Source organism: Alteromonas hispanica, assembly GCF_010500915.1.
GTDB lineage: Bacteria > Pseudomonadota > Gammaproteobacteria > Enterobacterales > Alteromonadaceae > Alteromonas > Alteromonas hispanica.
Map to the genome: position 1 here is coordinate 1 of NZ_JAAAWP010000003.1, position 25,973 is coordinate 25,973.

Genomic DNA, 25,973 nt, shown 5'->3' on the forward strand with positions numbered 1-25,973 from the left:
ATAGGGCATTCATGGCGTTTAACCTTCATTTGTTTTTGGCGAAAGATCTGATCACCAAACGTCATGAATGTTCCCTTTATTTTTTATCTTACTGAATTTTAGTCATTATTTGTGGGGATACCTCAGGTTCTGACCCCATTTATTTTACTGTGGTAGAAACCGTGCTAGTCTGGCAATAAGAACTATTCTCAATGATTGGCCGTAACAGCCATTCCTATAGAAAATATGTAGTTAGCAAGTTTACCCTTACCCATGTTCAAGGAGACGACAATGAAAAAAGCAATTATGCTACTTACCGCCGTTGGAGCCGCTACCCTATTAAGCGCTTGTAGTGCAGAGCACGGCACTACTATGTGTACCACAGCACCGCAGTCTGAATGGCAAAATCAAGAGGCATTTCAAGCACAGCTGGTTGCTCAAGGTTATAAAATTAATGAGTTTAAAGTTACCGAGGGCAACTGCTACGAAATTTATGGTTTCAACAAAGACGAAAGCAAAGTAGAAATTTACTTTAACCCCGTCGATGGCAGCATTGTGAAAGAAGAAAGTCACTAACGTAAATACGTTGTACGACACCTTCAAAAGCGCCACAATGATGCATTGCGGCGCTTTTTACGTTTTAAAGAACAGATCATGACAGACCAAAACGAACATCCCAACACCAAGAGCAACGATATTACCATCTGGGATCGTATTGTACGGCTATGCCACTGGATGTTAGTGGCCTGTTTCGTAACCAACTACTTTATTGTCGAGCCTGGTCGCCTTTATCACGAAATAGCGGGTTATACTGCTGTGTCGTTTATTTTACTCCGCCTTATTTGGGGCTTCACTCGCCCAATCACTAACTATGCGAGCTTTCGTACCGTTAACCTTCATATTCGTGAATTCAAACAACATATTCAGCATTTAAAGCAACGTAATGTGCCCGCGCAACACGGTCATAATCCCTTTGGGTGGTTAATGATTTTTGCGGTCATTATTTTGTTTTTAGGGTTGGGCGTGACAGGCTTTATTATGGAGGAAGTAGACGCGTTTTTCGGAAACAGTACGTTGGAGTGGATCCACGGCACATTTGCTGATGTGTTATACGCCTGTGTGCTAATTCATGTAGCAGCAGTATTTTTTGTGCAGTACAAAGGCCGCGTTCAATTACTTCGTCCCATGCTCGTTGGAAAACGCAGAATAACAAAAAAGAATAACTAAAAAGAATAGCTAATAAAGTAGTGAACAAGAGACACCAAAACCAACCTTGATACGAAAGAATCTTAAAACAATAAAGCTCTTTAACTGTCTGCCGGACGTTTCGCCGCTCTCACAGCTTTAGGATGCATCAATGTTTCCAATTCATCGAGGTACGCAGCAATTTTCTGATGCTGTGCTTTATCGTTAGTCACCGCATTGTGCAGCCAATGATAGGCCTCTTCATAGTCATACGGGCTACCGTATCCGGCCAAAAATAACTCAACCAGCTGAATTTGAGCTTTTAAACTTTTAAGGGCTGCCGCTTCGCGCAAATACACAACAGCGCGCTCTTTGTCTTCTTGCACAAGGGTGCCATTTTTATAGTATCGGCCAAGTTGCTCTAAAGCAGCAGGTAAGCCTTGATTGGCGGCATCTTCCATGTAGCCAATGCCACGTGCAGGCGCCTCGTCAACACACACTCCCCACGCCAGCATATCACCCCATAAAAACTGATAAGCAGGCACTTTTAGCACATCAGCACGAGCTTCGATATCTTGAACTAGCTGGCAGCGGTCGGCTACAACTTTATCTAGGTGCGTATTCGCATTTATCATGTCTATCAGCGCATCTTGACTGTAAAGCTGAACAGCGCGAATTTCATCAATTGTCTCGCCTTCTAAAGCGAAGGCGTGAGTAGATAACCCTAGAAAAGACAGGGTGAAAATAAGTGCAGTAAAAAGACGTTGTTTCATAGTGACAGATTCTAACAATGCAAAACCAAGCGTATTTACGTTATCGTCCGTGGGCCAAATATCTTAACAATATCTTGATAAGAACAATACGTCGTTCAATGAGCACACCCACAAGCAGTTGCATAGGTGCGCCTTAATTACGCGTTAAAGATAGAACTAATGACCGCCCTTCTGCGCACACAGGGCCGACTGAATATGACGAGCGTGATCGGCTACATCAATGCCTAAATCGGTAAGATAACCGCCGTCTGGCAATGTAATGAGACCTTTTGAATATAATCTGGAAGCGGCGTTAACCATAGATTGACTTGCGTCGTGGTGAATTTTTAGACCTTGTAGCAGGCTATTGTCTGGGAATTTAAGTAACAGATTTAACTCGTCGAGCATGTCCTGATCGAATGTTGTCATGAAGCCACCTTAGGCAAAGGATTGAAAGTTATAGCGCTTTATCGCTTTATCGCTTTAGTAGTTATAGCGCTATTTCCTATATCACACACAATTAATTGCGCTGTCCAGATCATTTTCTCGAAATTAAACCTTTAATCTTCGAATTCATGCCGTGAACTGATCGGACTTTATCTCGAAATAGTATACTCTTGCCATAACATAAGTTCGTGGATGCACCAGCCCTAATGAAGTATAAAGATTTACGCGACTTTATTCGCCAGCTAGAGAGTAAAGGTGAATTGGTTCGCATTAGTCAGCCAATTGATACCGACCTTGAAATGACCGAAATTGCCGATCGCACATTACGTGCTGGCGGCCCGGCGCTACTGTTCGAGAACCCTAAAAATCACTCCATGCCAGTGTTAGCAAATTTATTTGGCACGCCTCAGCGTGTGGCCATGGGTATGGGGCAAGACTCAGTAGAAGCATTAAGAGAAGTGGGTAAGCTTTTAGCCTATTTGAAAGAGCCAGAACCACCAAAGGGCTTAAAAGATTTATGGCAAAAGCTGCCGGTTTTTAAGCAAGTTTTGAACATGCCGGCCAAAGTTGTCAAAAAGGCTCCCTGTCAGGAAGTAGTGTTAACCGGCGATGACGTAGACTTGTCAAAAATTCCGGTACAGCGATGCTGGCCCGGTGATGCAGCACCACTAGTGACTTGGGGACTTAGCGTTACCCGTGGACCACACAAAAAGCGTCAAAACCTAGGTATTTACCGTCAGCAGGTTATTGCTAAAAACAAGCTGATTATGCGCTGGCTTTCACATCGCGGCGGAGCACTGGATTTTCGTGAATGGTGTCAGACACACCCCGGCGAACCTTATCCAGTGTCGGTGGCGCTAGGCGCAGATCCGGCTACGATATTAGGCGCAGTAACGCCTGTTCCCGATACATTGTCAGAATATGCCTTTGCAGGCTTGTTACGCGGCGACAAAACTGAGGTCGTTTCCTCAATAAGTAACGATTTGCAGGTGCCTGCCAGCGCCGAAATAGTGTTAGAAGGCTATATCGCGCAAGACGAAATGGCTCCGGAAGGCCCCTATGGCGATCATACTGGTTACTATAACGAAGTTGACGAATTTCCAGTATTTACCGTAACGCATATCACTCATAGAAAAGATCCTATTTACCATTCAACCTACACTGGTCGTCCACCCGACGAACCAGCCATATTAGGCGTAGCACTTAACGAAGTGTTTGTACCTATCTTGCAGAAGCAATTTCCGGAAATTGTCGATTTCTATCTGCCGCCTGAAGGGTGTTCCTACCGAATGGCAGTTGTTACTATGAAGAAGCAATACCCAGGTCACGCCAAGCGCGTTATGATGGGAGTGTGGTCATTTTTACGTCAGTTCATGTACACCAAGTTCGTTATTGTTTGCGACGACGATGTAAATGCTCGCGACTGGAATGATGTGATATGGGCTATTACCACGCGAATGGACCCTGCCCGCGATACCGTAATGATAGAAAACACGCCTATCGATTACTTGGATTTTGCCTCGCCGGTATCTGGTCTAGGTTCAAAAATGGGTATGGATGCGACCAATAAAATGCCCGGCGAGACCGACCGTGAATGGGGCGAACCCATTGTTATGGACGAAGCCGTTAAAAAGCGAATTGATGATATCTGGGATGAACTTGGTATTATGAAGTAACCAAATAGAGCGTTATTTAAGATAACGCTTCAGAGGCGACACGCTAAACCAAAAAGGGTAAGAAAAAATACATGCCACAAATTAAATGCAAGGTTGCAAGCATTACGCCTTTAACCGATGTAGTACAAAAAATTGAACTCACGTTGCCAGAAGCAGTAGCGTTTAAAGCAGGCCAGTACGCCATGGTTGTCATGGGCGAAAAAGACATGCGACCGTTTTCCATCGCCAATGCCGCTTACGACAATAACCGTATAGAACTGCACATCGGCGCCGAGCCAGGCAACAGCTATGCGGGTGACGTATTAGCCCGTATGCAAAGCGATGGTGAAATTACACTCAGCCTTGGCCATGGCGATGCGTACTTACAGAGCAATGGGCTTCCAATGGTACTTATTGCAGGCGGTACCGGTTTCTCGTACACCTACTCAATTTTAAAAGAGCACCTAAAAAGCGGCGACACCACGCCACTCACGCTTTACTGGGGTGGTAAACATGAAGAAGACCTTTACTTAGCCGACGAATTGAGTGAATTGGCCGCGGCTAACAACCATTTTACGTTTGTGCCCGTGGTAGAGTTTGCTAACGACGACTGGACCGGCAGAACGGGATGGGTTCACCATGCAGCCATGGCTGATCATGCCGACTTCTCTGGCGTTCAAGTTTACGTTGCTGGCCGATTCGAAATGGCAAAAGTAGTTCGTGACGATTTTACGCAGCGCGGTTTAAAGAAAGAGAATTTATTTGGCGATGCATTCGCGTTTATTTAGGCTGACCTGATAGGCGAATACCATGCCGTTGGATCTGAACTTTGCCGTTGTATCTGAGCTTTAGGGTTAATATCCGAAAATTCATTCTGCGTGTCGCTTCGTCACAGTCAGCAATAATCAGCTTGTAAATCTACACAACGCCAATAATTAGCGCCAATAATTACTTATTGGCGTTTTTTGTTTTCCCCACCCACCTTTTAAACCTGTTTTAGTTTTAACTGTTTTAGTTTTAACATTGCTCAGATGTGAACTTTTGCGATAAGCGACCGCATAGTAGGTTTACTCCAATTGTGACCCACCACCGTATTCGTTATGGTTAAGAAATAAACATTGGAGAAAATAATGATAAAAAACTACCCCAGTAAAATAAAAAACCTCACCGTATTTACCTCGGCACTAGCGATCAGCAGCCTCTTTCCCATCTCTGCCATAGCGCAAAGCGAACAAAAGCAGGCGCTTCACGATATTGCAAATAGCATTTCTGCCACCAATATTGAAAATGATATTACTACGCTGGTAAATTTTGGAACCCGCCATACCTTATCTGAAACAGAGTCTGATACTCGCGGTATCGGTGCGGCCCGCCGCTGGATAAAGTCAGAGTTTGAAAAAATTTCGGCAGAATGCGGCGGTTGTCTAGAGGTGTACTTTCAATCTAAAACCATTAGCGGTGAAAAGCGCATTCCTGAGCCGGTAGATGTAGTGAGTGTAATTGCTGTGCAGCGCGGTACTACCGACCCAGACCGTTACGTCATTATGTCTGGCGATATCGATTCTCGCGTATCTGACGTAATGGATTTCACCTCAGATTCTCCTGGTGCCAATGATAATGCATCTGGCGTAGCGGGCACACTAGAGGCGGCCCGTGTTCTATCTAAGTACAAGTTCAACGGCACCATTGTGTATGCGGCGTTAGCAGGCGAAGAGCAAGGGCTGTTCGGCGGACGCATCATGGCCAACCAAGCCAAAGAAGATGGCTGGCGCATTAAAGCGGTACTGAACAACGACATGATTGGCAATATTGAAGGCGTTAACGGTGTAATTAACAATACTACCGCCCGTATATTTGCCGAGGGCACAAGAGTGACCGAGACCGACGCTGAAGCAAGGCGCCGCCGCTTCACGGGCGGAGAGGTAGATTCACCAAGTAGAAATCTAGCTCGCTATATCGACAAAATAGCCGACCAATACATTGAAAACCTCGACACCATGGTAGTGTATAGATTAGACAGGTTCGGCCGTGGCGGTCATCATCGCCCGTTTAATGACTTGGGCTACCCAGGCATTCGAATTATGGAAACCAACGAAAATTATACCCGCCAGCATCAAGACTTACGTGAAGAAGATGGCATTAAATATGGCGACACGCTAGATGGGGTGAACTTTGATTATGCCGCTAAGCTTACGGGTTTAAACGCGGTTTCACTTGCCTCTATGGCATGGGCACCAAACCCACCGGCTAATGTTTCAATTAAGGGTGCGGTTCAACCTTCAACAACGTTAATGTGGGATGCCCTAGACGAAAAACAAAACCCGCAGTTGAAAGGCTATAAGGTATATTGGCGTCATACCGATGCTCCGCAGTGGGAGTACAGCAAGTTTGTTGGGAATGTGAACCAAGCCACACTAGATAACATTGTTATTGATAACTACTTCTTCGGTGTTGCCAGTGTCAACAATGATGGCGTGGAAAGCGTTGTGGTTTACCCTGGCCCTGCAGGTAGCTTCGGCGAATAATTGCCCTGCATCTATTACGCCGAGCATGAACTACGCCGAGCATGTGCTGTACTCGGCGTTTTTTCTGCTACTTATTAAAGCTCTATATGCTCTTCATAAGACAGTTCTGGCGCACACATTACCAGGGGTGTTAATTGTCATTAATATATCCTGTGTGGAATAAACCATATAACTACCCTAAAGTGTATAAAGAACTATAAATAATGCGTGAAGCATAAGCTTCACTAAATGTGTCACTGTGAGGAGAGAATTAACTTGCTTATAAAGCGTGTTAGTCGTTTTACGTTCACCGCCCTTGTTTGCTTTTTTAGCACCGCTCTATTTAGCGTGTCAGTAGTGTCTCAAACAAATTCGCTCACGCTTGCTGCAACTCCTTTTGAAACCTATGTTAACGACGATGGTGAGCCTGCCAGAATTAACGAGCTGGTTTTAGCTGCCTTTTCTCAAACCGAAACTGATGTAAAAGTAAAAGTCATGCGCCAAGCCTTTTTAGGCAGTTCTGTACGTTCAGGAAAAGTAGACGGTGAATACGCCTATGTCGATATGGGCCAAAGCTTGGGCAACGTATTAACATCAGAAGTGTTTTTACCTCTGTACCTCTATGCCGCAAGTAAGGATGCCGATGTTGAAAACATAAAGATTTTTCAGCATCTCAAGCGTAACCGTGTAGCGGTTGAAAATCGTTTTGCCAACACGCCTAACTTTAGACTGCTGAAAGATATAAAGTGGTCTAGAAATCCGTCGACATTTGATGCTTTTCGCCAACTCGCCGACGACAGAGCCCCATACCTGGTGACCTCAGAGTTATTAATACGAGAATTTAATACGCTACTTGCCAACGATAGCGAAGAAACACTGCACTTTTCTTCTCAACCGCTCATTAAAAGCGGGTTTCAACTGGCAATACGAGACGATGTTGCTAACGCAAAAGAGATTATTGCGAAATTTAATGCTGCTATCTCTGCTATGCAAAAAAGCGGAGAATACAACACACTGTTGGGCATTAGTTGGCTACGCAAAGACATCAATGACGATGGAATTGCAGACTATGTTGGTCACACCGACATTACCCGCGAAACCAGCTTACTTAAAACAGCCTATCGCCTTGATAACACACCCACGTCTGACAAAAGCCTGTTTGTCATTAACGGAGAGACCTTTTCTTCAAAAGCTCTAGCAGATGAAAAACTTTCTAGTGTAAGCGCTGAGGTAGAAGAGAGAATATCTCTACTCGACGCCACAACCTACGAAACCCTACTGCAGCGCTGGTAGTGCCAAAGAGGCTCTCGGCAAACAGGACCAACCTACATATACATTTCCAAAATGGTAAGCAACTCTTCGCCATCTACAGGCTTAGATACATAATTATTAAACCCGGCCTTAAGCGCTTTTACCCTATCCGACGTGTAGGCATATGCCGTTAACGCCACCGCATTAAGTGAAGATATCTGACTAAACTCGCTAGAGCGAATTTTGAGCATTAACCCTAAACCGTCCAACTCCGGCATGCCAATATCAGAAAGCAGTAAATCGAACGCCTCTGGCATTTCGTTTATTTCTTTCCATGCCAGCAGGCCGTTTTTGACAACATTCACCCTAGCCCCGTTTGATTCGAGGAAAAGCTTAATAAAATCGCGGGCATCTTTCTCATCTTCGGCCACTAAAATACGCAGGCCGTTTAAACGGTAAGACGGTGTTAATTCACTTATTTCGGTGTTTTTAGTTTCAATAATTTCATCAAACACATTTAACGGCGCAATAGGCAAAGATACAAAGAAAGTTGTGCCCGTATTAGGGCCATTGCTCTCTGCACGAATTTCTCCGCCGTGCATTTCTACCAAGCTCTTTACAATAGAAAGCCCAAGACCTAAGCCATTTTTGTTGTGCTCGTTCTTGCCTTGATAAAAGCGTTCAAAGACATGGGAGATCTGTTCTTGCGTCATGCCTTTGCCATTATCTTTTACCTTAAACAGGTAGTTAGAATGTTCACGCTTTCCTCGAATATGCACTGTTCCGCCCTTAGAGGTAAACTTAAGGGCATTACTCAATAGGTTGTTGATAACCTGCTTAATGCGTAAATTATCGCCTAAAATCTGCGTATGTTCGTCTTCGCAGTTGATCGATAGCTGAATATTCTTACTTGCGAACCCAGCTTCAAACGACTTGGCTACCTCGGAAATAGAATGAGTTATCTTTAAAGAATGAGTACTGAGCTTCATGGTGCCTGAAATTATGCGCGATAAATCAAGGATGTCGTTGATCAGTGCTGCCTGAGTAGACGCAGCCCGCTTAATAACCCCTAGCGCATCTTTCATTCTATCTACGTTGTCTAAATCCATTAGCGCTAAATCTGTCCAACCCACAATAGAATTGAGTGGTGAACGCAGTTCGTGAGAAATGCTGGCCAGAAACTGATCTTTAGCCTTATCAAGCTCTTCGAGCTTGTTGATTTGTTTATCAAGAGACGCTTTTAAACTCAAGGCATAAGGAATAAAGAGGTGATCGAACCCTTCAATAATTAACTTATCGTCTTCAGTCCAATCTACAGATTCATCTGCCACACTTTGTAAATACAGCTCGAAAGAATTTCGAGGCGTTAATGATTTAAGCTGATCCTGCTTAGCCGCGTCACGTCCGGCCCAGCGAATCGTTTTATCCCGCTGCTCTCTAAACCATACCGTGTAGTAACCTAACTTTGCCGACACGCAAGATATGTACATCCCGCGAATACCGTTGAGGTTGCAAGAATCTGTCACCTGTTCTGCTAAACGATTTAACGTAACCGACTGTTCTGAGTTTGGAATAGCAAACTTGTCTAGCAGCTTCATTAATGTGGATTCTGATGGCGTTTTTCCCACAAAGTAATTACTCGATGGTGTAACAACCGCCATGCCGCATGCATCAGCCACTTGCAGTAAGTCTTTTTCTTTTTGCTTTATTGCCTCAAGCGGGTTGGAGTAAGACGTTAGCTGATGAACAATGTTATTTAATGAACGCTGGCGATTTTGAAAATGCTCCTTTTTTTCGTGAAGCGTTTTAGTATGTAACTGCCATGCGTAAAGATGTCCTAATGATTCACACACTAAGCGCTTTTTCTGATCTACGTATATAGGCTTTTTACTATGACACGCTAACAAGCCCCACAGTTTGCCTTCAAACACTAGACTTACAGAAAAAGATGAGCGTACTCCCATATTTTTAAGATACGTAATGTGGGTAGGTGAAACTGAGCGCACCATTGACATTGAAAGGTCGAGGGGCGGCCGTTCAGAGTCTTCAATACGGGGCAAAAGTGGAATTACTGGCTCATCAACATCGAATACGCAGCGAACGCGATTCAGCAAATAAAGCTCTCTGGCCTGCTGTGGAATATCGGAGGCTGGAAATTTAAGCCCCTTAAAAGATTTACCCTCAGATTCCGTTGCCTCACCGATGACTTCACCGCAATGGTCTTCGTCGAATTGGTAAACCATAACGGCATCAAAACCAACATAGTCTTGAAAATATCGCGCTATGGCATCTGCCACATCGCCTATAGAGTCACTGTCATCCACATCGGGCAACAAAGCGCGTAAGTCCATATCCATGGGCACCCACTGCTGCGCAGCTTCGTAACTTAATTGCGGAGTGGGCTCTAATTCGATAACCAGTAAACCATTTGATTCGTACGCTACGCCACTTCCCTCTTTTTCCCAGTCCTCAAGCCACAGCGCATTTTCTGCGAACTGCCACTGGTAAGCATGACGCACCTTGCCGCCTTGTACCGATTCAAAGATGGTTTTAAAAGTGTGAGCTTCCGGATTGGGGATAGTAAAAAGCTCAGTAATAAGCGTTTCCCCGGGAACAATGTCTACTTTGAATAGTTCTCGAATATTACTGCTTACCACTTGAATGGTTTTATCTGCAGGATTGAGGGCAATCACATAACCGAAACTTTGAACACTTTCGATAAGATGGATGGGTTCGTCTTCACAATTCTTCGTTAATTGTGGTGAAGCTTGACTCATAGTGGAAACCTTTTTTCTGATACACCACTATCTAGCAAGAGATGAGGTGTCATTCAGGCGCAATGAGTAAGCCCCTGAAAGAATAACTAATCGGACATGTTAAAGGTTATGCCGCCAATAATCACTTTTTTGCGCCGCATTTAATATGGAATACCATGAAAGCACAAAATAATTGGATGAACTGACTGTTCAAACGGTGCGGTGCATTTATAAGAGCCTTTTACATAGTATCTACTATAGTTGACGGCTTTAGAAATAGGCAGGCAATAACGCTACCAAAACTTAATCCCAGTGTTATAAGAACAAATGCCTGAACAGCGTCCATCGATAGTATATCGCCCAAAAAGGTCACTAAATACGCGCCGGCAGCAGCACCAGACAAATGGAAAAAGCCTACTAATGCGGCTAAAAAGCCTGCTGAAGTGCCTGAAAAAACCAGCATAATGGTTACACTGCAAGGCATGGCTATACCAATAAAAGGCTCGCGGGGACATTTGCTTGGCGTTTTTTTGTGACATTGCCAATCTCATACCGAAGCTATCCAAAGTGCTGAAAACGTAATATATCCTACGCTACCGCTTTCATATTACAGTTTAAATGCGTTCCTCCAAAGCCAAGACCTAAGTGTCTTTATGAAATCATATTTAATGTTGAAAAAGATTGATCTGCATCAAATGGAGTATTAAACTTTCAGTAACTTCTGAAACTTCAATAGGCGCGAAAGAATGAAGATGACACCTCTTATTACATCAGCTGTTATGCACTTTGGTGAGATGGGAAGCCGCTGGGGCTTTAACAGAACAGTTGGTCAAATTTTGGCGCTTATTGTGCTAAACGATGAGCCCATTTCAGCACAGGAAATTGCTGATGCACTAAATATCTCTCGAGGAAACACCAGTATGGGGCTAAAAGAGCTTCAATCTTGGCGTTTGATTAAACAGCACCTTGTGCCAGGTGAGCGTAAAGAATTTTTCATTCCTGCTGGCGATATTTGGACGTTGGCAAATAGGGTGTTTGAAGAAAGGCGTAAGCGCGAAATAGACCCCACATTAAGCTTACTGCGCGATCTTTTACTCGATGAGCCTGCCAACGGCACAGAAGTTGGTGCGCAAGAAAAGCTAAGTGAAATACACGATTTATTGGAATCCATTACGGCATGGTCTGAGGAATTACAAAACCTTGGCCCTGAAAAATTAAACACGCTGATGAAACTCGGTTCAGGCGTTGGCCGTATGCTAGACCTTAAGGACAAGATTTTACCGGGTAAAAACAGTGTCAATTAGGGAGACCCTCCGTGGATGTATTCTTGCTGTCTCGTTTACAATTTGCTCTAAATATTAGTTTTCATATTTTATTTCCAACCATCACCATGGCTATGGGTTGGTTTCTTTTCTACTTTAAACTACGTTCAAACACCTCAGGCCATCCAGTGTGGATGCGTATGTACCGATTTTGGGTGCGGGTTTTTGCCCTGAGCTTTGCATTAGGCGTAGTCAGCGGCGTTACCATGTCTTTTCAGTTTGGGACTAACTGGCCCGGATTTATGGAAAAGGTGGGGAACGTGGCGGGCCCGTTACTGGGCTACGAAGTGCTTACGGCCTTTTTCTTAGAAGCCACGTTTTTGGGCATAATGCTATTTGGCATTCGCCGTGTGCCAAACTGGCTACATACTACTTCAACACTTATTGTGGCTCTTGGCACCACTACGTCTGCCTTTTGGATTTTAGCACTCAATAGCTGGATGCAAACACCGCAAGGTTTTGAGGTTGTCGATGGGGTGGTATACGCCACAAACTGGAAGGAGATTATCTTTAATCCATCTTTCCCCTACCGTTTTGTTCATATGATGCTAGCGTCTGGATTGACAGCCAGTTTTCTGATTGCAGGGCTCTCTGCTTACAGAATGCTAAAAGGCGATGACAAACTAGCGCCAAAACTAGCACTTAAAACCGCCACATACACTGCGGCAGTGCTTATCCCGCTGCAAATATTTGCAGGTGATATGCATGGATTGAACACACTTGAACATCAGCCGCAAAAAGTAGCTGCTATGGAAGGATTGTGGGAAACCACTGAAGGCGCTCCGCTACTGCTATTCGCCATTCCCGATGAGGAAAATAAGGAGAATCACTTTGAAATACCTATTCCGTATGCAGCAAGCCTTATTCTTACTCACGACTTGAAGGGTGAGCTGAAAGGCCTTAACGAGTTTGAGGGGGAACATCCACCTGTAGCACCTGTGTTTTACGGCTTTAGGGTAATGGTAGGCATGGGAATGCTCATGCTTGCAGTGTCTTGGCTAGGCAGTATTTATTTAATGCGAAACCGCGCGTTTCCGTTATGGCTAAAGCGCACGTTTGTGGGTATGGCGTTCAGCGGTTGGGTAGCCACCCTTGCGGGCTGGTATGTCACGGAAATTGGTCGCCAGCCTTATCTGGTAAGTGGTGTGCTAAAAACAGCGGATGCTGTCACTCAGCTACCACCAAGCAATGTGGCAATGTCGTTCACACTTTATGCGGTCATCTATACAGGGTTGCTTATTGCCTATATCAGTACGTTAATGCTGATGTGTCGTCGCGCCGTGGAGATTGAAGAAATCACCACAGAGGAACGAGAAGTCGCAAAGGCTAAAATCAAACCCAACAATACCAACCCGGTAGCGGTGTAAGGAGCTATGATGTTTGAAAATGTATCTCCACAAATGCTCGGCAACATATACGTGGGCCTGCTGGGGCTATCTATTCTGCTTTACGCCATATTAGATGGGTATGATTTAGGTGTAGGGGTATTAATTCCGCCGCGTACTGAAGCATTTAGAGACGATATGATCGCGTCTATTGGGCCCTACTGGGACGCAAACGAAACCTGGCTGGTATTGGCAGTAGGTTTGTTGCTGATTGCTTTTCCCGAGGCGCACAGCAAGGTGCTGCAAGCACTGTATCTTCCGGCAACATTTATGCTGCTTGGTCTAATTTTACGAGGTGTTGCCTTTGATTTTAGGGCGAAGGTAGTGCAGGTACAAAAGCGTAAGTGGGATTTAGTCTTTAAGTACGGTTCTTTACTTACCACTCTTGCACAAGGCTATATGCTGGGTATTTATGTTACTGGATTACGCACAGATATATGGGCACAGGCATTCGCGCTGCTGGCTGCACTAGGTGTAACTGCTGCTTACGCCTTTATTGGCTCTTGCTGGCTTATTCTTAAATCTGAAGGAGCGCTGCAAGAAAAAGCGTATTACTGGGCTAAACGTGGTTTGGGCATACTGGCGGCCGGCATAATTGCGGTAAGCATAGCCAATCTTACGCTTCATACAGAAATAAGAGAGCTATGGCTGTCGGCACCTTGGGGCATTATGCTATTTGCCATACCCGCTACCTGCTTTGCTCTGCTTGCGCTGTGCGGCGTGTTACTAAAAAAACTGCCTGAGGGCAACGGAAAAGGCGAGTGGCTACCGTTCTTTATCGCGCTATTAGTCTTTCTGCTGAGCTTTGCAGCTTTCGCTATAAGCTACTACCCGTTTATTATTCCAGGGCAAATGACCATATCGGATGCGTTAAGTGATGCAAGTTCGCTGCGGTTTTTACTGGTCGGCGTGGTAATTGTAGTGCCTGTAATTTTGGCCTACACCCTTATGGTGTATAAGATCTTTTCTGGGAAATCGCAGAAGTTATCGTATTACTAGGGCGTGTGAAAAGTGCAAAATGGGGAGCTATTAGCTCCCCATTTTTTTGCCGCTGTAGCACACTCTTTTTATATATGAGGGTGTTATAAATCGGGCTGTTACAAGTGAGTAAGCGGAACGGCAGTTGTATATTTAATCTGCTCCATTGCGAAACTCGATGTTACATCTGAAAAACCAATGCCGTTTACCAATCGCTTATAAAAATGATCAAAGCTCGCCATGTCGGTTACCAGCACTTTTAACAGGTAATCATACTCGCCCGACATTCGGTAACACTCAACGACTTCGTCGAAAGACGACGCATGGTTGGCAAAATTTGACAGCCATTTGCCATCGTGACTCCCTGCTTTTACCTGCACAAACACGGTCATGGTAAGGCCTAAAGTTTGCGCCTGTAACAATGCAACGCGACGAGAAATGATTCCGCTTGTTTCTAACTTTTGTATTCTGCGCCAGCACGGGGTTGAGGTTAGCCCAACTTGCTCCGCTATTTGCGCTACTGGCGTTTCTGCGTCTTGCTGTAAAATACTTAAAATAGTGCGGTCGACAGCGTCTATAGAGATATCTTTCATGGCTTTTACTTACAATCCTACTGCGTATTTACTGCTTATCGCCGCCCGCTTATAACCACCAAGGCTTGGAAAAATCGATATTTTCTTTGGCCAGTTCATACTGATAAGGCGGAGTAAAAGGCGACCAAAAGCCCTCTTGCAATGATTTATCAACTATTTCGAACTTTCCTGACTGCTCATATTCTTTGAGCACATTAAAGTATGCCTCTACCGGCATCTGCGGGTTCGATTGTCGAAAAACTACTTTGCCACCGAGTGCGTTATACATGTGCTTTTCTGTTAGGTAGATCATAACCTGGCGCTGTGCTATTTCATCGCTAGACGTCTTTCCACCCGAGGCACTGCCTGGGTTACTTGAGCTACTATTTGCGCTATCGCTATCATCAGCGGCCTGCTCTGGCTTGACTGTCGAGCTTGCGAATTTCTCTTTAAATTTTTCTACCAGAGCCTGGTCAACGGTAATAGTGTGCGTTGCAGCATAATCATCCAAAACACCTTCGATAATTTGCTCAGACAATTCAGTAAGACTGGCTAATGCCAGCATGCCGTTAAATTCACCGCGACTGCCAGCCTGCTTTTGCATAGTGGCCAGTACGTCCTCGCTTGGCGTAATGTCGTCCATAATTATTGGTTTACCGAAGAGCGTCGCCACCACTGTGGTGTCTTTATCTGCGCTTGATACGCTTTCAGCATTTTCTGTTGAAGTCGTCTGCGCAATACCTTGAACGCTAAATACAACTAATATTGATAAAGTAAGCGCACTTGCTACACGAATAAACATAGTGAATACCCTAATGACCGAGAGTAAAGAATAACTCTTTAAATGAGTGATTAGTAAAACACTTTACGCCACAACATAGCAACACATACTCGTTAATAGCGATATGTGCTAAGCATTAATTAGCGTTAATGGTCTTATAACTTTTATGGTTTTTGAGGTTCAGTTTAGCGATATTTTAAAAGTGCGATTTGGAAAGTGATTCTAATTTCCACGCTAACTGGTGGGGGGGCAAATAGACCGTGGTTTTATAAAGCAGGAAATTAAAAGGGATAGTGCGGGGGATGAAAGAAAAACGGCGGTCATTATGACCGCCGTTTTTGAATTTCTTAGATAGCTTGCACGTTAGCAGCTTGAAGACCTTTTTGACCTTCTTCAACTTCAAATTCTACGCGCTGACCTTCTGGAAGAGTTTTGTAACCTTCAGAGATAATTGCACGGAAATGAACGAAAACGTCCTTGCCGCCATTATCTTGAGTAAGAAAACCATAACCTTTATCAGCGTTAAACCACTTAACGGTGCCTGTAACTTTAGACATGTCGTATAGACCTCAAATATCGTAATAAATTGCGCAAAAAAGCGCGTGTAACTGTGTTTCTGTTGGTCTTTAAATTGGCGGAGCATTGAGGCTTACTTACGAATGGACTAACAACAAACACAAATTACAAGGTAACTCGAGCGTTATAACAGGTAGCAACATATAGCAAATAACACAAATCTCGTCTATTTAAAGACTTTGGCAAACAGCCAAAGCCACTATAACACTGTTGGGAACAATTAACATACTAATTAATTGCTTATTAACGACTTTCATAAAAACTTCATTATTGAAAAGCTGTTTTTCGCGTTTATTTACGGCTATTTCTCCATGAAAAAAACCAGAAAACAGTTCCGATCAATCCACTTATTGCAGGGAAATACCACGATATATCATAAATTGGTAATATTGCAGAGAGCAGTATAAAGGTACCACCAACCACCGAAAAGTGAGTGGTCTGAGTAGTTCGTTTTTGCTCTTCTAGCATTAAAGCACTGGCTTTTTGCTGCTGTAACGGCATGCGTTTTATATGCTGCAAGCTGTCGTACAACAAGTCTGGCATTTCAGGCAGTTTTTCCGACCAAAAAGGTAAGTTAGCTTTTACCTTACCCATCATGGCAGAAAACCCGATTTGTTCTTTCATCCAGTTTTCTAAAAATGGTTTCGCGGTTTTCCACAAATCAAGCTGAGGATATAGCTGCCTTCCTAGCCCTTCAACATAAAGCAACGTTTTTTGCAGCAGTACAAGCTGTGGCTGCACAACCATGTCGAAACGTCTTGCGGTGTTAAACAATTGCAGCAACACGTTGCCAAAAGAGATTTCCGCCAGTGGCTTTTGGAAAATAGGCTCGCATACCGTGCGGATAGCCATCTCAAACTCATCGATATTTGTGTCTTGCGGCACCCAACCCGAGTCTGCATGTAGTTGGGCTACCTTGCGATAGTCTCGATTAAAGAAAGCGATAAAGTTTTCGGCAAGATAGCGCTTATCTTCTTTATTGAGTGTGCCGACAATGCCAAAGTCGATAGCAATATACTTGGGGTTATCTGGATGTGAGGGAGAAACAAAAATGTTCCCCGGATGCATGTCTGCATGGAAAAAGCTATCGCGAAAAACCTGCGTAAAAAAGACCTCTACCCCTCGCTCGGCAAGCTTTTTAAGGTTGGTATTTTGCGATATCAAAGCATCTAAATTTGAAATAGGAATACCGTAAATACGTTCCATAACAAGCACATTGTGCCGGCAGTAATCGCTGTAAATGGTTGGAACGTAGAGCGCTTCCGAGCCCTCAAAATTTCTGCCTAATTGAATGCCGTTGGCAGACTCTCGCAACAGATCAAGCTCATCAACAATGGTCTTACGATATTCTACGACCACCTCAACAGGACGTAAGCGACGCCCGTCAGGAAGCCAACGCTGAATAATATTTGCAAAACTAAACAGCAGTTCCATATCCGCTACAATGGTGTCGCGAATATCCGGGCGCAGCACTTTAACCACTACATCTTCATTATTCGCCTTTAATTTTGCAGCATGTACTTGAGCAATGGATGCGGACGCAAGTGGCTCCTCTTCAAATTCACTGAACAGTTCACTTAGCGAAGTGAGCCCTAACGATGACTTAATAATGGCTTGTGCATCTTCAGACGGGAACGGCGGCACTTTATCTTGCAAACGTGCTAGTTCGTTCGCAATGGCCGGCGAAAGGAGATCTCGACGGGTAGACAGCATTTGGCCGAATTTTATAAATACTGGGCCTAAGCTTTGCAGCGCAAGCGTAATGCGCTCTCCCTGCGACTTACCTTTATGTTTATTGCGCACCCAAAAAATACTGTGGCGTAATAGTCTGGCATACCAAGGCAGCCACTTTGCCGGAATAAGCTCATCGAGACCATGCTCAAGCAGCACCCGGTTAATCTTGTATAGCCTTACAATTCGCATGCGAGTCTCTTATTTAAATCGTTCTTCTAAATCGCGTAACCTAGCGTCTAAGCGCTCGGTGCTGTCTCGCAGCGCACTGACTTCATCGCTGAAATGCATAACCGCCAATTTATGAGCGGCGATTTTTTTCTCTTCCACCATGGCATTGCCAACTACGCTGCGAGCATCCGTTAGCATAGACATCACTTTTTGATGCAGCGCCTTAATGCTTTCTACACTTTGGTGAGCGAATACATCGCTGGTTCTAACGGCAAGCAATTCTTCCACATCGATATCGAGGTTTTGAAACACGCCGCTTACCTGTTGCGCCACGCCAAGCTCACCCTCTAAATAAAGTGCCTTTTGTTGAATAAGACGAGTTAGCTGACTGGTTTCTCGCAGTTCAGGTAAGGTGTCTAGAGAAGTTTTGATACAGCAGTCTTTTGGGCCAAGTTGCGCCTTCACAGATTCAAAATCGTCGTGCTCAATTAGCACATCAACTCGGTCTGAAAATACCAACGTAATGCCAAAGGGCATGGGAGATAAGAACGCGATTAACCGCGAACCGTTGAGCTCTGCCAACCTTGACTCACTTTCACTATCTAGAGCCAATACCTTGTTGATAGATTGTTCTAGCGTGGCCGCAAAAAGTGCTGATGCTGGCATTAAAATTTATACCCACGATGCAGTGCAACAATGCCACCTGTTAAATTTTGATAATCACACTGTTCAAACCCTGCTTCTTCAAACATGCCTTTAAGGGTTTCTTGGTCTGGGTGCATACGAATACTCTCGGCTAAGTATTGATAGCTTTCTGCATCATTTGCTACGAGTTGCCCCATTTTTGGCAGCAAATGAAAAGAGTACATGTCGTATAACTTGCTAAGCTGCTCAGACGTGGGCTTGGAAAACTCTAAAACAAGCAGCCGTCCACCAGGCTTTAACACGCGAAAAATTGAGTTAAGCGCATTTTGCTTTTCAGTAACATTTCTAAGGCCAAATGCCATAGTCACTACATCGAAGTGATTATCTGGAAAAGGCAGCGCTTCGGCATCAGCCTGCACGTAATCGATGTTGCCAACGAGGCCGCGGTCGCGCAGCTTATCTCGCCCAACCTGCAGCATAGATAAATTAATATCGGCCAAGGTAACTCTGCCAGTGGGACCTACTAAGCGACTGAACTTCGCGGTAAGGTCACCAGTGCCGCCTGCAATATCAAGCACCTTATTTCCAGCGCGTACGCCTGAACAATCAATCGTGAACCTTTTCCACAAACGATGCACGCCCATAGACATTAAATCGTTCATCACATCGTATTTCGCGGCTACAGAATCGAATACGTTGGCAACTAAAGACGCCTTTTGCTCTTTCTCTACCTGCTTAAAACCGAAATGGGTGGTTTGTTCGTTTGATGACTCCACAGATGATGGTTCTACGGGCGTAGATGAAGCCTGATTGTCGCTCATGACATTCCTATTGCTAACTGTATTTCTTAAACCTGAAGTGTATAGGATTGTGGTGGCAAGCAAAAGCCTTAAACCACTCGTGAATTCGTGCCCCAACTAAATGCCACAACAGCACTTATCTCTTGTAGTGAACGACCGCTCTCTTCGTGCCAACGAGCGAATGCGGCATTCGCCGCTGTTAAACTTTTTTTAGATGTAATACCGCCATCTATAATATCGTTTTTACGTAAGTAGTCTTCTACATCGCGCGAAAATAAGAAGGTATCAATGCCCAAAGAACGAAGCATATATGGCCCAGTATTTCCGCCTAGTCTAGCACCGCGCTTTTTTAAAAAAGCCCATAACTCAGTAATATTCTCAGGCTTAAAGGAAGCGACAAATTGCCCAAAACTACCGTGTTCAAGGGCCACGTCTTTTATCATTATGGCGTTGTCTCGCACTGTCATGACTTTTTTATAGTTTCTGACAATGCGCTTATCTGACGCTTTTTGCTCCAGCATTTCGTCTGGCATCAACAGTACTTTATCGATATCGAAGTCAAAGAATACCGTTTCAAAGTCGGCCCATTTGCTCTCTATCACGCGCCAAACGAAACCCGATTGGAACACTTTTTTCGTCATTGCGGCTAGAAAACGGTCGTCGGGAATTTTTGCCACTTTTGAATATGGCAACGGTGCCTGAAGCATTGCTTCAAGCACCGTTTTCCCGCCTTTTCTTTCGCACGCTCGTCGATATATTGAATCAAACGACTCAGCCATTACTCGTTTTTTCCTTTTTTACTCTTTAGCTTACTTAGCCTTTTATACCGCTGTGTCGCAGCAATGCATCAACCTTAGGCTCACGACCTCTAAAGGCAACAAATAATTCCATGGGTGCCTTACTCCCTCCCATTTCCAGAATATTCGATAGGAAAGCTTTACCCGTCTCGCGATTGAAAATACCGTCTTCCTCGAATTTGCTGTAAGCATCGGCAGAGAGTACTTCCGCCCATTTGTAGCTGTAATACCCCGCAGCGTAGCCGCCTGCGAAAATATGCCCAAAGCCATTTTGGAAACGATTGAAAGAAGGCGGTATAGAAACAGCAACTTCATCTCTTACCGAGTCGAGAACACCTTGGACATCTACCGTGCTGCCTTTTTCACTGTGCAGCAAGAAATCGAACAAGCTAAATTCTAATTGCCTTACCATTTGCATAGCTGCCTGATAGTCTCGCGCTGCAAGCATACGCTCTAGCAGGTCTGCTGGTAGTGGTTCACCGGTTTCGTAATGCCCAGAGATAAAGTTCAGTGCATCTTCTTCCCAACACCAGTTTTCTAAAAACTGACTGGGTAATTCAACCGCATCCCACGGCACGCCATTGATACCAGACACACCAGCCACTTTCATTTTGGTCAGCATATGGTGAATACCATGTCCAAACTCGTGGAACAGCGTGACGACCTCATCGTGAGTAAACAATGCCGGCTTATCACCCACTGGCGCGTTAAAGTTACATGTTAAATAAGCGACCGGTAGCTGTAGTTCACCGCTTACCGTTTCACGACGTACACGGCATTCATCCATCCATGCACCGCCGCGTTTTTTTGCACGGGCATAAAGGTCAAGATAAAAACTGCCGCGAAGCACGTCAGCTTCGTCTGTAATGGTGAAATAACGTACGTCTTCATGCCATGTATCAATGCCTGGCTGCTCAATAATAGATAAGCCATATAGTCTATGCACGACTTCAAACAGGCCAGACAGCACCTTATCTTCTGGGAAATAAGGGCGAAGCATTTCATCAGAAATGGTGTACTTTTCCTGTTTGAGCTTTTCGCTGTAATACGGCAAGTCCCAAGACGCAAGCTCGGTAACATTGTGCGTATTGCGAGCGTACGCTTTTACTTCGTCTAGCTCGCGCTCTGCTTGAGGTTTAGATTTCGCTGCCAGGTCGCGTAGAAAGCCGATAACCTGCTCTGTGGAATCTGCCATTTTTGTCGCAAGCGAACGCTCAGCATAACTTGAGAACTCAAGAAGTTCTGCAAGCTCAGTACGTAAAGACAAGATTTCTTTTATGATGTCAGTGTTATCCCACTTCCCTGCATTAGGTCCCTGATCAGAGGCTTTAGTCGAGTAGGCGCGATACATTTCTTCCCGTAACTCACGATTATCGGCATACAGCATGATAGGAAGGTAAGAAGGAATATCTAAAGTAAACAAGTAACCTTGAAGGTCTTTTTGATGAGCGGCTTGCGCAGCAGCTTCTAGTGCAGACTCAGGCATACCGGCAAGCTCAGACTTGTCAGTGATGTGTTTAGTCCACCCCATGGTGGCATCCATAACATTGTTAGAAAATGTTGAAGACAATTCGCTCAATTTAGCTTGGATCTCGGCAAAGCGCTTTTTCTGCTCGTCAGGTAATGCAACACCTGAGAGGGTAAAATCTCTCACTGCGTTATCGACCACCTTTTTTTGCTCGTCATTTAATTCGCCAAATTCCGCTGAATTCTGTAGCGTCACATAAGCATTGTACAACCCCTCATGCTGCCCTACCCAAGTGCCATACTCAGATAACAATGGCAGACACGCATCGTGAGCTTCTCGCAACTCGTCACTGCTAACTACGCTATTCATATGAGAAACCGGAGAGAATATTTTACTCAATCGATCATCTATTTCTTCTAGTCGAAGCACCACGTTTTTGTAGCTATAGTCTTTTGAGGCGACTACTTCATCGATTTCTGTTTTACACGCCTTAATAGCGCGCTCAACGGCTGGTTTGATTGATGAGGCTTCAATGGCAGAAAATAACGGTAGACCATCGACTAGTTCAATTGCTGGGGTCGTCATAATATAATTACTCTTTACTTTATTTGCTTATTGAAGTGGGGATTTATCATTAAAACACAATACATAAGCGAGGCAATGACGCTCATACATTTTACGCTGTAGCATCGGCACTCATACATTTAATACGCAGGCCCGCGGTCCTGTAGCGCAATTTGACTAATGGCTTAAGTACTTCTATTTTTGAGGTGAAGATCAGATTCGACAGCGATAACATGTTAGCTCAAGAAATGGATGGCGCTCTCCTAGCACAATACAAACAGCAGTTCAGCTCAACAGAGTGAATTCTTGAATCTCTTTTATTGACGAGATGCAAGATAAATTGGTGAGGACTGGTGTTAATCTAACCACTCTTGTTAAACGCAGAACCTTTACTGACGGCTAAGAAACCCGTTGATTGAAGAACATTTGTGGCTGAAGAACATATCCTGACCAACGAGCATTTGTCGCAAATGTCACAACTAATCCTTTTGTCTACTTTGTCTTCTATTACATATAAAGCTATACTGCATAGGGAAATGAAGGGAGCCGAATTATGAAGACACTCACGTCAGGCGAAATAGCATCATACTGTGACGTAAATCTACGCACAGTTATCCGATGGATAGAAAACGGTAAACTGAAAGGGTTTAAACTTCCTGGCCGCGGAAATAATCGTGTGCTCGTTGAAGACTTTATCGAGTTCTTAGAGCGCCATGACATGCCTATTCCAGACGCTCTAAAAGGCGACGCAACCCCGTCGATCTTAATTGTTGACGATGAAATGCCCGTAGCGAAATCGATTCAGCGCGTCGCGCGTCGCGCAGGCTTCGAGAGCTATATCGCCACCGGAGGCTTCCAAGCCGGTATAATGCTTAGCCAGCATGAGCCAAAAGTAATGACGCTAGATTTAAGTATGCCTGGCATGGATGGCTACAGCGTTATCGACTTTACCCGAGAACAAAGTAAGTACAAAGACCTCAAAATTGTGGTTATATCGGCTCTTGACGATATTAGCCTTGAGCGAGCGTTAGAAATTGGCGCCGACGCCTCTCTTCAAAAGCCATTTTCTAATCACGATCTCACCATGGTTCTTGAGCAATTCATGTCTATGTAAGGACAACGAGAAATAAGGAGAGTCTCTATGCTTCGCGTGTTTTGTTTACTGTTTGTGTTTTTAAGCTTGCTAGTAACACCTACTTTGCACGCACAGTCTCTTATTTTCGGCGTTGTTCCTCAGCAATCAGCGAAAAAAATGGTTAAGTCGTGGCAACCGCTTGTTGATTACATTAATAGCTATACGGGACTGCGTATCGAGTTCCAAACGGCTAAGGATATCCCCACTTTCGAAGCAAACCTTTCCGAGGGCAAATACGACATTGCCTACATGAACCCATTTCACTTTGTTGTATTCAATAGCACCGCTGGATATAAAGCGTTAGCAAAACAAAAAAACAAATTTTTGAAAGGCATCATAGTGGTGCATAAAGACAGTGAGATAACGTCGCTTGATGCGTTAAATGGTGCTGAGATTGCCTTTCCTGCACCGGCAGCTTTTGCCGCTACTATCGTAACAAGTGCCAAATTGCGTAAAGAAAACATTGCGTTTATTCCTCGCTATGTCAACTCACATGACTCTGTGTATTTAAACGTAGAAAAGCAGTTTTTTAAGGCTGGGGGCGGTATCTATCGTACTTTGGGATCTTCTTCTGCAAACACATCATTGCGAGTTCTTTGGGAAAGCCCAGACTACACGCCCCATGCAATCGCCACGCACCCAACATTAGGTGAGGACACTCGACAAGCTATTATCAATGCACTGCTATCTATATCCAGCGATGCTAGCAAAGCCCACATACTTAAAAATTTAGGACTAAATGGTTTTATTAGCGCTGACGACTCCCATTGGGACGACGTTAGAGAGTTGGGCATTTCTTCACTATCAAGGCCGCATTCGTAAAGGAGCTAGTATGCGCTTATCGTTAAGGACAAAAACAATAACGGGTGTAGCGTCTATTACCGCCGCACTGCTTTTTGTGTTGATAGTCACTATATTTCAATTCCTTAATGAACTAGTAGACAGCAGCGTTAAAAAATCAGCTAACACTTCTGCCGCCCTTTTTGTTTCAACGACAAAAAATGCGTTTTTAAGCTACGACTTGTCATCTCTTGATGCAGATGTGTCAGAAATACTGACCAACCCTAATATTGCCTATGTAAGAGTGAAGGACAAAAACGACCGCGTATTCGTGGAAAAAGGCGATGCTGCAGCGCTTAATGCCACCTTTAAACAAGATACATCAGCATCACACACCGACGATGGTATTTACGATACCCAAGCGCCAATTCAGGTAAACGGCACTTTATACGGCTATGTTGAAATGGGTTTAAATATTGCGTCTGTTACTCAGTCTGTATCACGGGTTAAAAACTGGACGCTAACACTCGCTATGTTAGAGTTCGTCTTAGTGGGGCTATTATCCTATCTACTTGGTTCTTACCTAATGGGACAGCTTCAATCACTACTGAAAGGCGCAAAGCATTTAGGCGAAGCGGTTAAAGATAATAACTATCGAGATATCTTTGTTGAGGTAAGGGGCAAAGACGAGTTAAGCGAATTGGCAGGCGCTTTTAACCACTTAGTTGAGCGATTGAAAGAAGAAAGCGGTCAGCGGCAGCGGGTAGAAGATGAGTTAAAAGAGCTTAACGCATTACTCGAAGAAAAAGTAAAAGACAGAACCGCTAAGCTCAATCAAAAGAATTTCCAGCTTGAAGAAGCTAATAAGGATTTAAAAGAAGCACAGGTGCAGCTATTACAAGCTGAAAAGATGGCCTCAGTGGGTCAGCTAGCGGCAGGTGTTGCTCACGAAATAAATAACCCCGTTGGCTTTGTGAGCAGTAATATTTCTACGTTGAACGACTATGTAGCAACCTACCAAATGCTTTTCGCGCAAATGAACAGTGTGATTAACGCCGAAGACGACGCCGCTAGAGTTAAAGCCATTGCTGAGGTGGAGCAAAGCATAAAAGCCAAAGATTTAGCCTTCATTAATGAGGATATTGGCGACCTTTTAAACGATTCTTCTGAAGGTCTCTACCGCGTTGCCGATATCGTAAAAGGATTAAAACTCTTCTCAAGAGTTGATAGCGATGACGTGCAGCTTCATAACATCAATGACTGTATTCGCACCACACTGGCCATGGTGAATAACCAGCTTAAATATATCTGTACTGTGGAGACCAACTTGGGCAACGTCCCTGCTGTGGCTATGAATGTTGGTAAAATATCACAGGTAATTACTAATTTACTGATAAATGCAGGCCAGGCCGTCGAAAGTACGGGCAAGCATGGCAAAGTCACTATCTCATCTATTCGAGTAGGTGAGTTTGTTGAACTGCGAGTAGAAGACACTGGATGCGGTGTTCCCCAAAGTCATCTCGATAAGCTCTTCAACCCGTTTTTTACAACTAAGCCAGAAGGAGAAGGCACTGGCTTAGGACTTTCTATCTCGTTTGGTATAGCGCAAGAACACGGCGGCTCTCTTAGCGTTTCGAGTAAAGAAGGTGAAGGCAGTTGCTTTACGCTAGCCCTGCCCATTCCCAAGGACGATGACAACGACTCATGCACCATTGATTCAAAGGGCAGTTAGCCTAAAG

At 44.4% G+C, this 25,973-nt stretch carries 24 protein-coding genes; 12 read left to right on the forward strand and 12 right to left on the reverse strand.

Annotated elements, in window-relative coordinates; all coding sequences use genetic code 11:
- Window positions 1-270 precede the first annotated feature (270 nt).
- Entirely contained in the window at window positions 271-555 is a 285-nt protein-coding gene (locus tag GTW09_RS05540) for a PepSY domain-containing protein (RefSeq protein ID WP_163110741.1), read from the forward strand.
- 78 nt (window positions 556-633) lie between these two features.
- A complete protein-coding gene (locus tag GTW09_RS05545; protein WP_163110744.1) occupies window positions 634-1,206 on the forward strand; it encodes a cytochrome b/b6 domain-containing protein in 573 nt (190 codons plus the stop codon).
- Between the two features lie 80 nt (window positions 1,207-1,286).
- Here GTW09_RS05545 and GTW09_RS05550 read toward each other — a convergent pair whose 3' ends face one another.
- A complete protein-coding gene (locus tag GTW09_RS05550) occupies window positions 1,287-1,937 on the reverse strand; it encodes a tetratricopeptide repeat protein (protein WP_163110746.1) in 651 nt (216 codons plus the stop codon).
- Window positions 1,938-2,093: 156 nt separating this feature from the next.
- Window positions 2,094-2,345: a TIGR02647 family protein gene (locus GTW09_RS05555; RefSeq protein WP_071980735.1), complete on the reverse strand. Its 252-nt coding sequence runs from the start codon at window positions 2,343-2,345 to the stop codon at window positions 2,094-2,096.
- 224 nt (window positions 2,346-2,569) lie between these two features.
- Here GTW09_RS05555 and ubiD point away from each other — a divergent pair, with 224 nt between their 5' ends.
- From ubiD to GTW09_RS05575, 4 genes are all read left to right on the forward strand, one after another.
- Window positions 2,570-4,039, forward strand: a complete 1,470-nt coding sequence (gene ubiD / locus GTW09_RS05560) for a 4-hydroxy-3-polyprenylbenzoate decarboxylase (protein WP_163110748.1) — start codon at window positions 2,570-2,572, stop codon at window positions 4,037-4,039.
- Window positions 4,040-4,110: 71 nt separating this feature from the next.
- Window positions 4,111-4,806, forward strand: a complete 696-nt coding sequence (gene fre / locus GTW09_RS05565; protein WP_163110750.1) for an NAD(P)H-flavin reductase — start codon at window positions 4,111-4,113, stop codon at window positions 4,804-4,806.
- A 342-nt stretch (window positions 4,807-5,148) separates the two neighbouring features.
- Complete coding sequence (locus GTW09_RS05570; RefSeq protein WP_163110752.1) at window positions 5,149-6,543, forward strand: M28 family metallopeptidase; 1,395 nt, start codon at window positions 5,149-5,151, stop codon at window positions 6,541-6,543.
- Between the two features lie 336 nt (window positions 6,544-6,879).
- On the forward strand, window positions 6,880-7,815 hold the full coding sequence (locus GTW09_RS05575) for a substrate-binding periplasmic protein (RefSeq protein WP_203565650.1): 936 nt from the start codon (window positions 6,880-6,882) through the stop codon (window positions 7,813-7,815).
- Between the two features lie 32 nt (window positions 7,816-7,847).
- Here the strand turns inward: GTW09_RS05575 and GTW09_RS05580 are convergent, their stop codons facing one another.
- Together GTW09_RS05580 and GTW09_RS05585 are read right to left on the reverse strand one after the other, a co-directional pair.
- Complete coding sequence (locus GTW09_RS05580) at window positions 7,848-10,550, reverse strand: ATP-binding protein (protein WP_163110754.1); 2,703 nt, start codon at window positions 10,548-10,550, stop codon at window positions 7,848-7,850.
- A gap of 220 nt (window positions 10,551-10,770) precedes the next feature.
- Window positions 10,771-11,013 (reverse strand): hypothetical protein, encoded by a 243-nt coding sequence (locus GTW09_RS05585; RefSeq protein ID WP_163110756.1) that lies wholly within the window; start codon window positions 11,011-11,013, stop codon window positions 10,771-10,773.
- Window positions 11,014-11,275: 262 nt separating this feature from the next.
- Here GTW09_RS05585 and GTW09_RS05590 point away from each other — a divergent pair, with 262 nt between their 5' ends.
- The 3 genes from GTW09_RS05590 to GTW09_RS05600 are packed head-to-tail and all read left to right on the forward strand — an operon-like array spanning window position 11,276 to window position 14,235.
- Window positions 11,276-11,833 (forward strand): GbsR/MarR family transcriptional regulator, encoded by a 558-nt coding sequence (locus GTW09_RS05590; RefSeq protein ID WP_163110758.1) that lies wholly within the window; start codon window positions 11,276-11,278, stop codon window positions 11,831-11,833.
- Window positions 11,834-11,844: 11 nt separating this feature from the next.
- Window positions 11,845-13,218 carry a cytochrome ubiquinol oxidase subunit I gene (locus tag GTW09_RS05595; RefSeq protein WP_163110760.1) on the forward strand — a complete coding sequence of 458 codons (1,374 nt, stop codon included), beginning with the start codon at window positions 11,845-11,847 and terminating at the stop codon, window positions 13,216-13,218.
- 9 nt (window positions 13,219-13,227) lie between these two features.
- Window positions 13,228-14,235: a cytochrome d ubiquinol oxidase subunit II gene (locus GTW09_RS05600; protein WP_071980742.1), complete on the forward strand. Its 1,008-nt coding sequence runs from the start codon at window positions 13,228-13,230 to the stop codon at window positions 14,233-14,235.
- Window positions 14,236-14,333: 98 nt separating this feature from the next.
- Here the strand turns inward: GTW09_RS05600 and GTW09_RS05605 are convergent, their stop codons facing one another.
- The 8 genes from GTW09_RS05605 to prlC form a co-directional block, all read right to left on the reverse strand.
- Entirely contained in the window at window positions 14,334-14,807 is a 474-nt protein-coding gene (locus GTW09_RS05605; RefSeq protein ID WP_198520983.1) for an Lrp/AsnC family transcriptional regulator, read from the reverse strand.
- Between the two features lie 49 nt (window positions 14,808-14,856).
- Entirely contained in the window at window positions 14,857-15,588 is a 732-nt protein-coding gene (locus GTW09_RS05610; protein ID WP_163110762.1) for a hypothetical protein, read from the reverse strand.
- Window positions 15,589-15,914: 326 nt separating this feature from the next.
- A complete protein-coding gene (cspE, locus tag GTW09_RS05615) occupies window positions 15,915-16,124 on the reverse strand; it encodes a transcription antiterminator/RNA stability regulator CspE (protein WP_032094913.1) in 210 nt (69 codons plus the stop codon).
- A gap of 310 nt (window positions 16,125-16,434) precedes the next feature.
- Entirely contained in the window at window positions 16,435-18,066 is a 1,632-nt protein-coding gene (ubiB, locus tag GTW09_RS05620) for a ubiquinone biosynthesis regulatory protein kinase UbiB (RefSeq protein ID WP_163110764.1), read from the reverse strand.
- 9 nt (window positions 18,067-18,075) lie between these two features.
- Entirely contained in the window at window positions 18,076-18,711 is a 636-nt protein-coding gene (locus tag GTW09_RS05625) for a ubiquinone biosynthesis accessory factor UbiJ (RefSeq protein WP_163110766.1), read from the reverse strand.
- Complete coding sequence (ubiE, locus tag GTW09_RS05630; protein ID WP_071980746.1) at window positions 18,711-19,511, reverse strand: bifunctional demethylmenaquinone methyltransferase/2-methoxy-6-polyprenyl-1,4-benzoquinol methylase UbiE; 801 nt, start codon at window positions 19,509-19,511, stop codon at window positions 18,711-18,713. Before ubiE ends, GTW09_RS05625 begins: the two co-directional genes overlap by 1 nt.
- Before the next feature lie 68 nt (window positions 19,512-19,579).
- The gene (locus GTW09_RS05635; RefSeq protein ID WP_163110768.1) at window positions 19,580-20,269 is read right to left on the reverse strand and encodes a DNA-3-methyladenine glycosylase I; all 690 of its coding nucleotides are present in this window, start codon (window positions 20,267-20,269) and stop codon (window positions 19,580-19,582) included.
- A 34-nt stretch (window positions 20,270-20,303) separates the two neighbouring features.
- A complete protein-coding gene (prlC, locus tag GTW09_RS05640; protein WP_071980748.1) occupies window positions 20,304-22,340 on the reverse strand; it encodes an oligopeptidase A in 2,037 nt (678 codons plus the stop codon).
- Window positions 22,341-22,872: 532 nt separating this feature from the next.
- Between prlC and GTW09_RS05645 the strand changes: the two genes are divergently transcribed.
- The 3 genes from GTW09_RS05645 to GTW09_RS05655 are packed head-to-tail and all read left to right on the forward strand — an operon-like array spanning window position 22,873 to window position 25,966.
- Window positions 22,873-23,433 carry a response regulator gene (locus tag GTW09_RS05645; protein ID WP_071980749.1) on the forward strand — a complete coding sequence of 187 codons (561 nt, stop codon included), beginning with the start codon at window positions 22,873-22,875 and terminating at the stop codon, window positions 23,431-23,433.
- A 27-nt stretch (window positions 23,434-23,460) separates the two neighbouring features.
- Window positions 23,461-24,276, forward strand: coding sequence for a phosphate/phosphite/phosphonate ABC transporter substrate-binding protein (locus tag GTW09_RS05650; protein WP_163110770.1), 816 nt, complete (start codon window positions 23,461-23,463; stop codon window positions 24,274-24,276).
- 10 nt (window positions 24,277-24,286) lie between these two features.
- A complete protein-coding gene (locus tag GTW09_RS05655) occupies window positions 24,287-25,966 on the forward strand; it encodes a sensor histidine kinase (protein WP_163110772.1) in 1,680 nt (559 codons plus the stop codon).
- The last annotated feature ends 7 nt before the right edge of the window (window positions 25,967-25,973 follow it).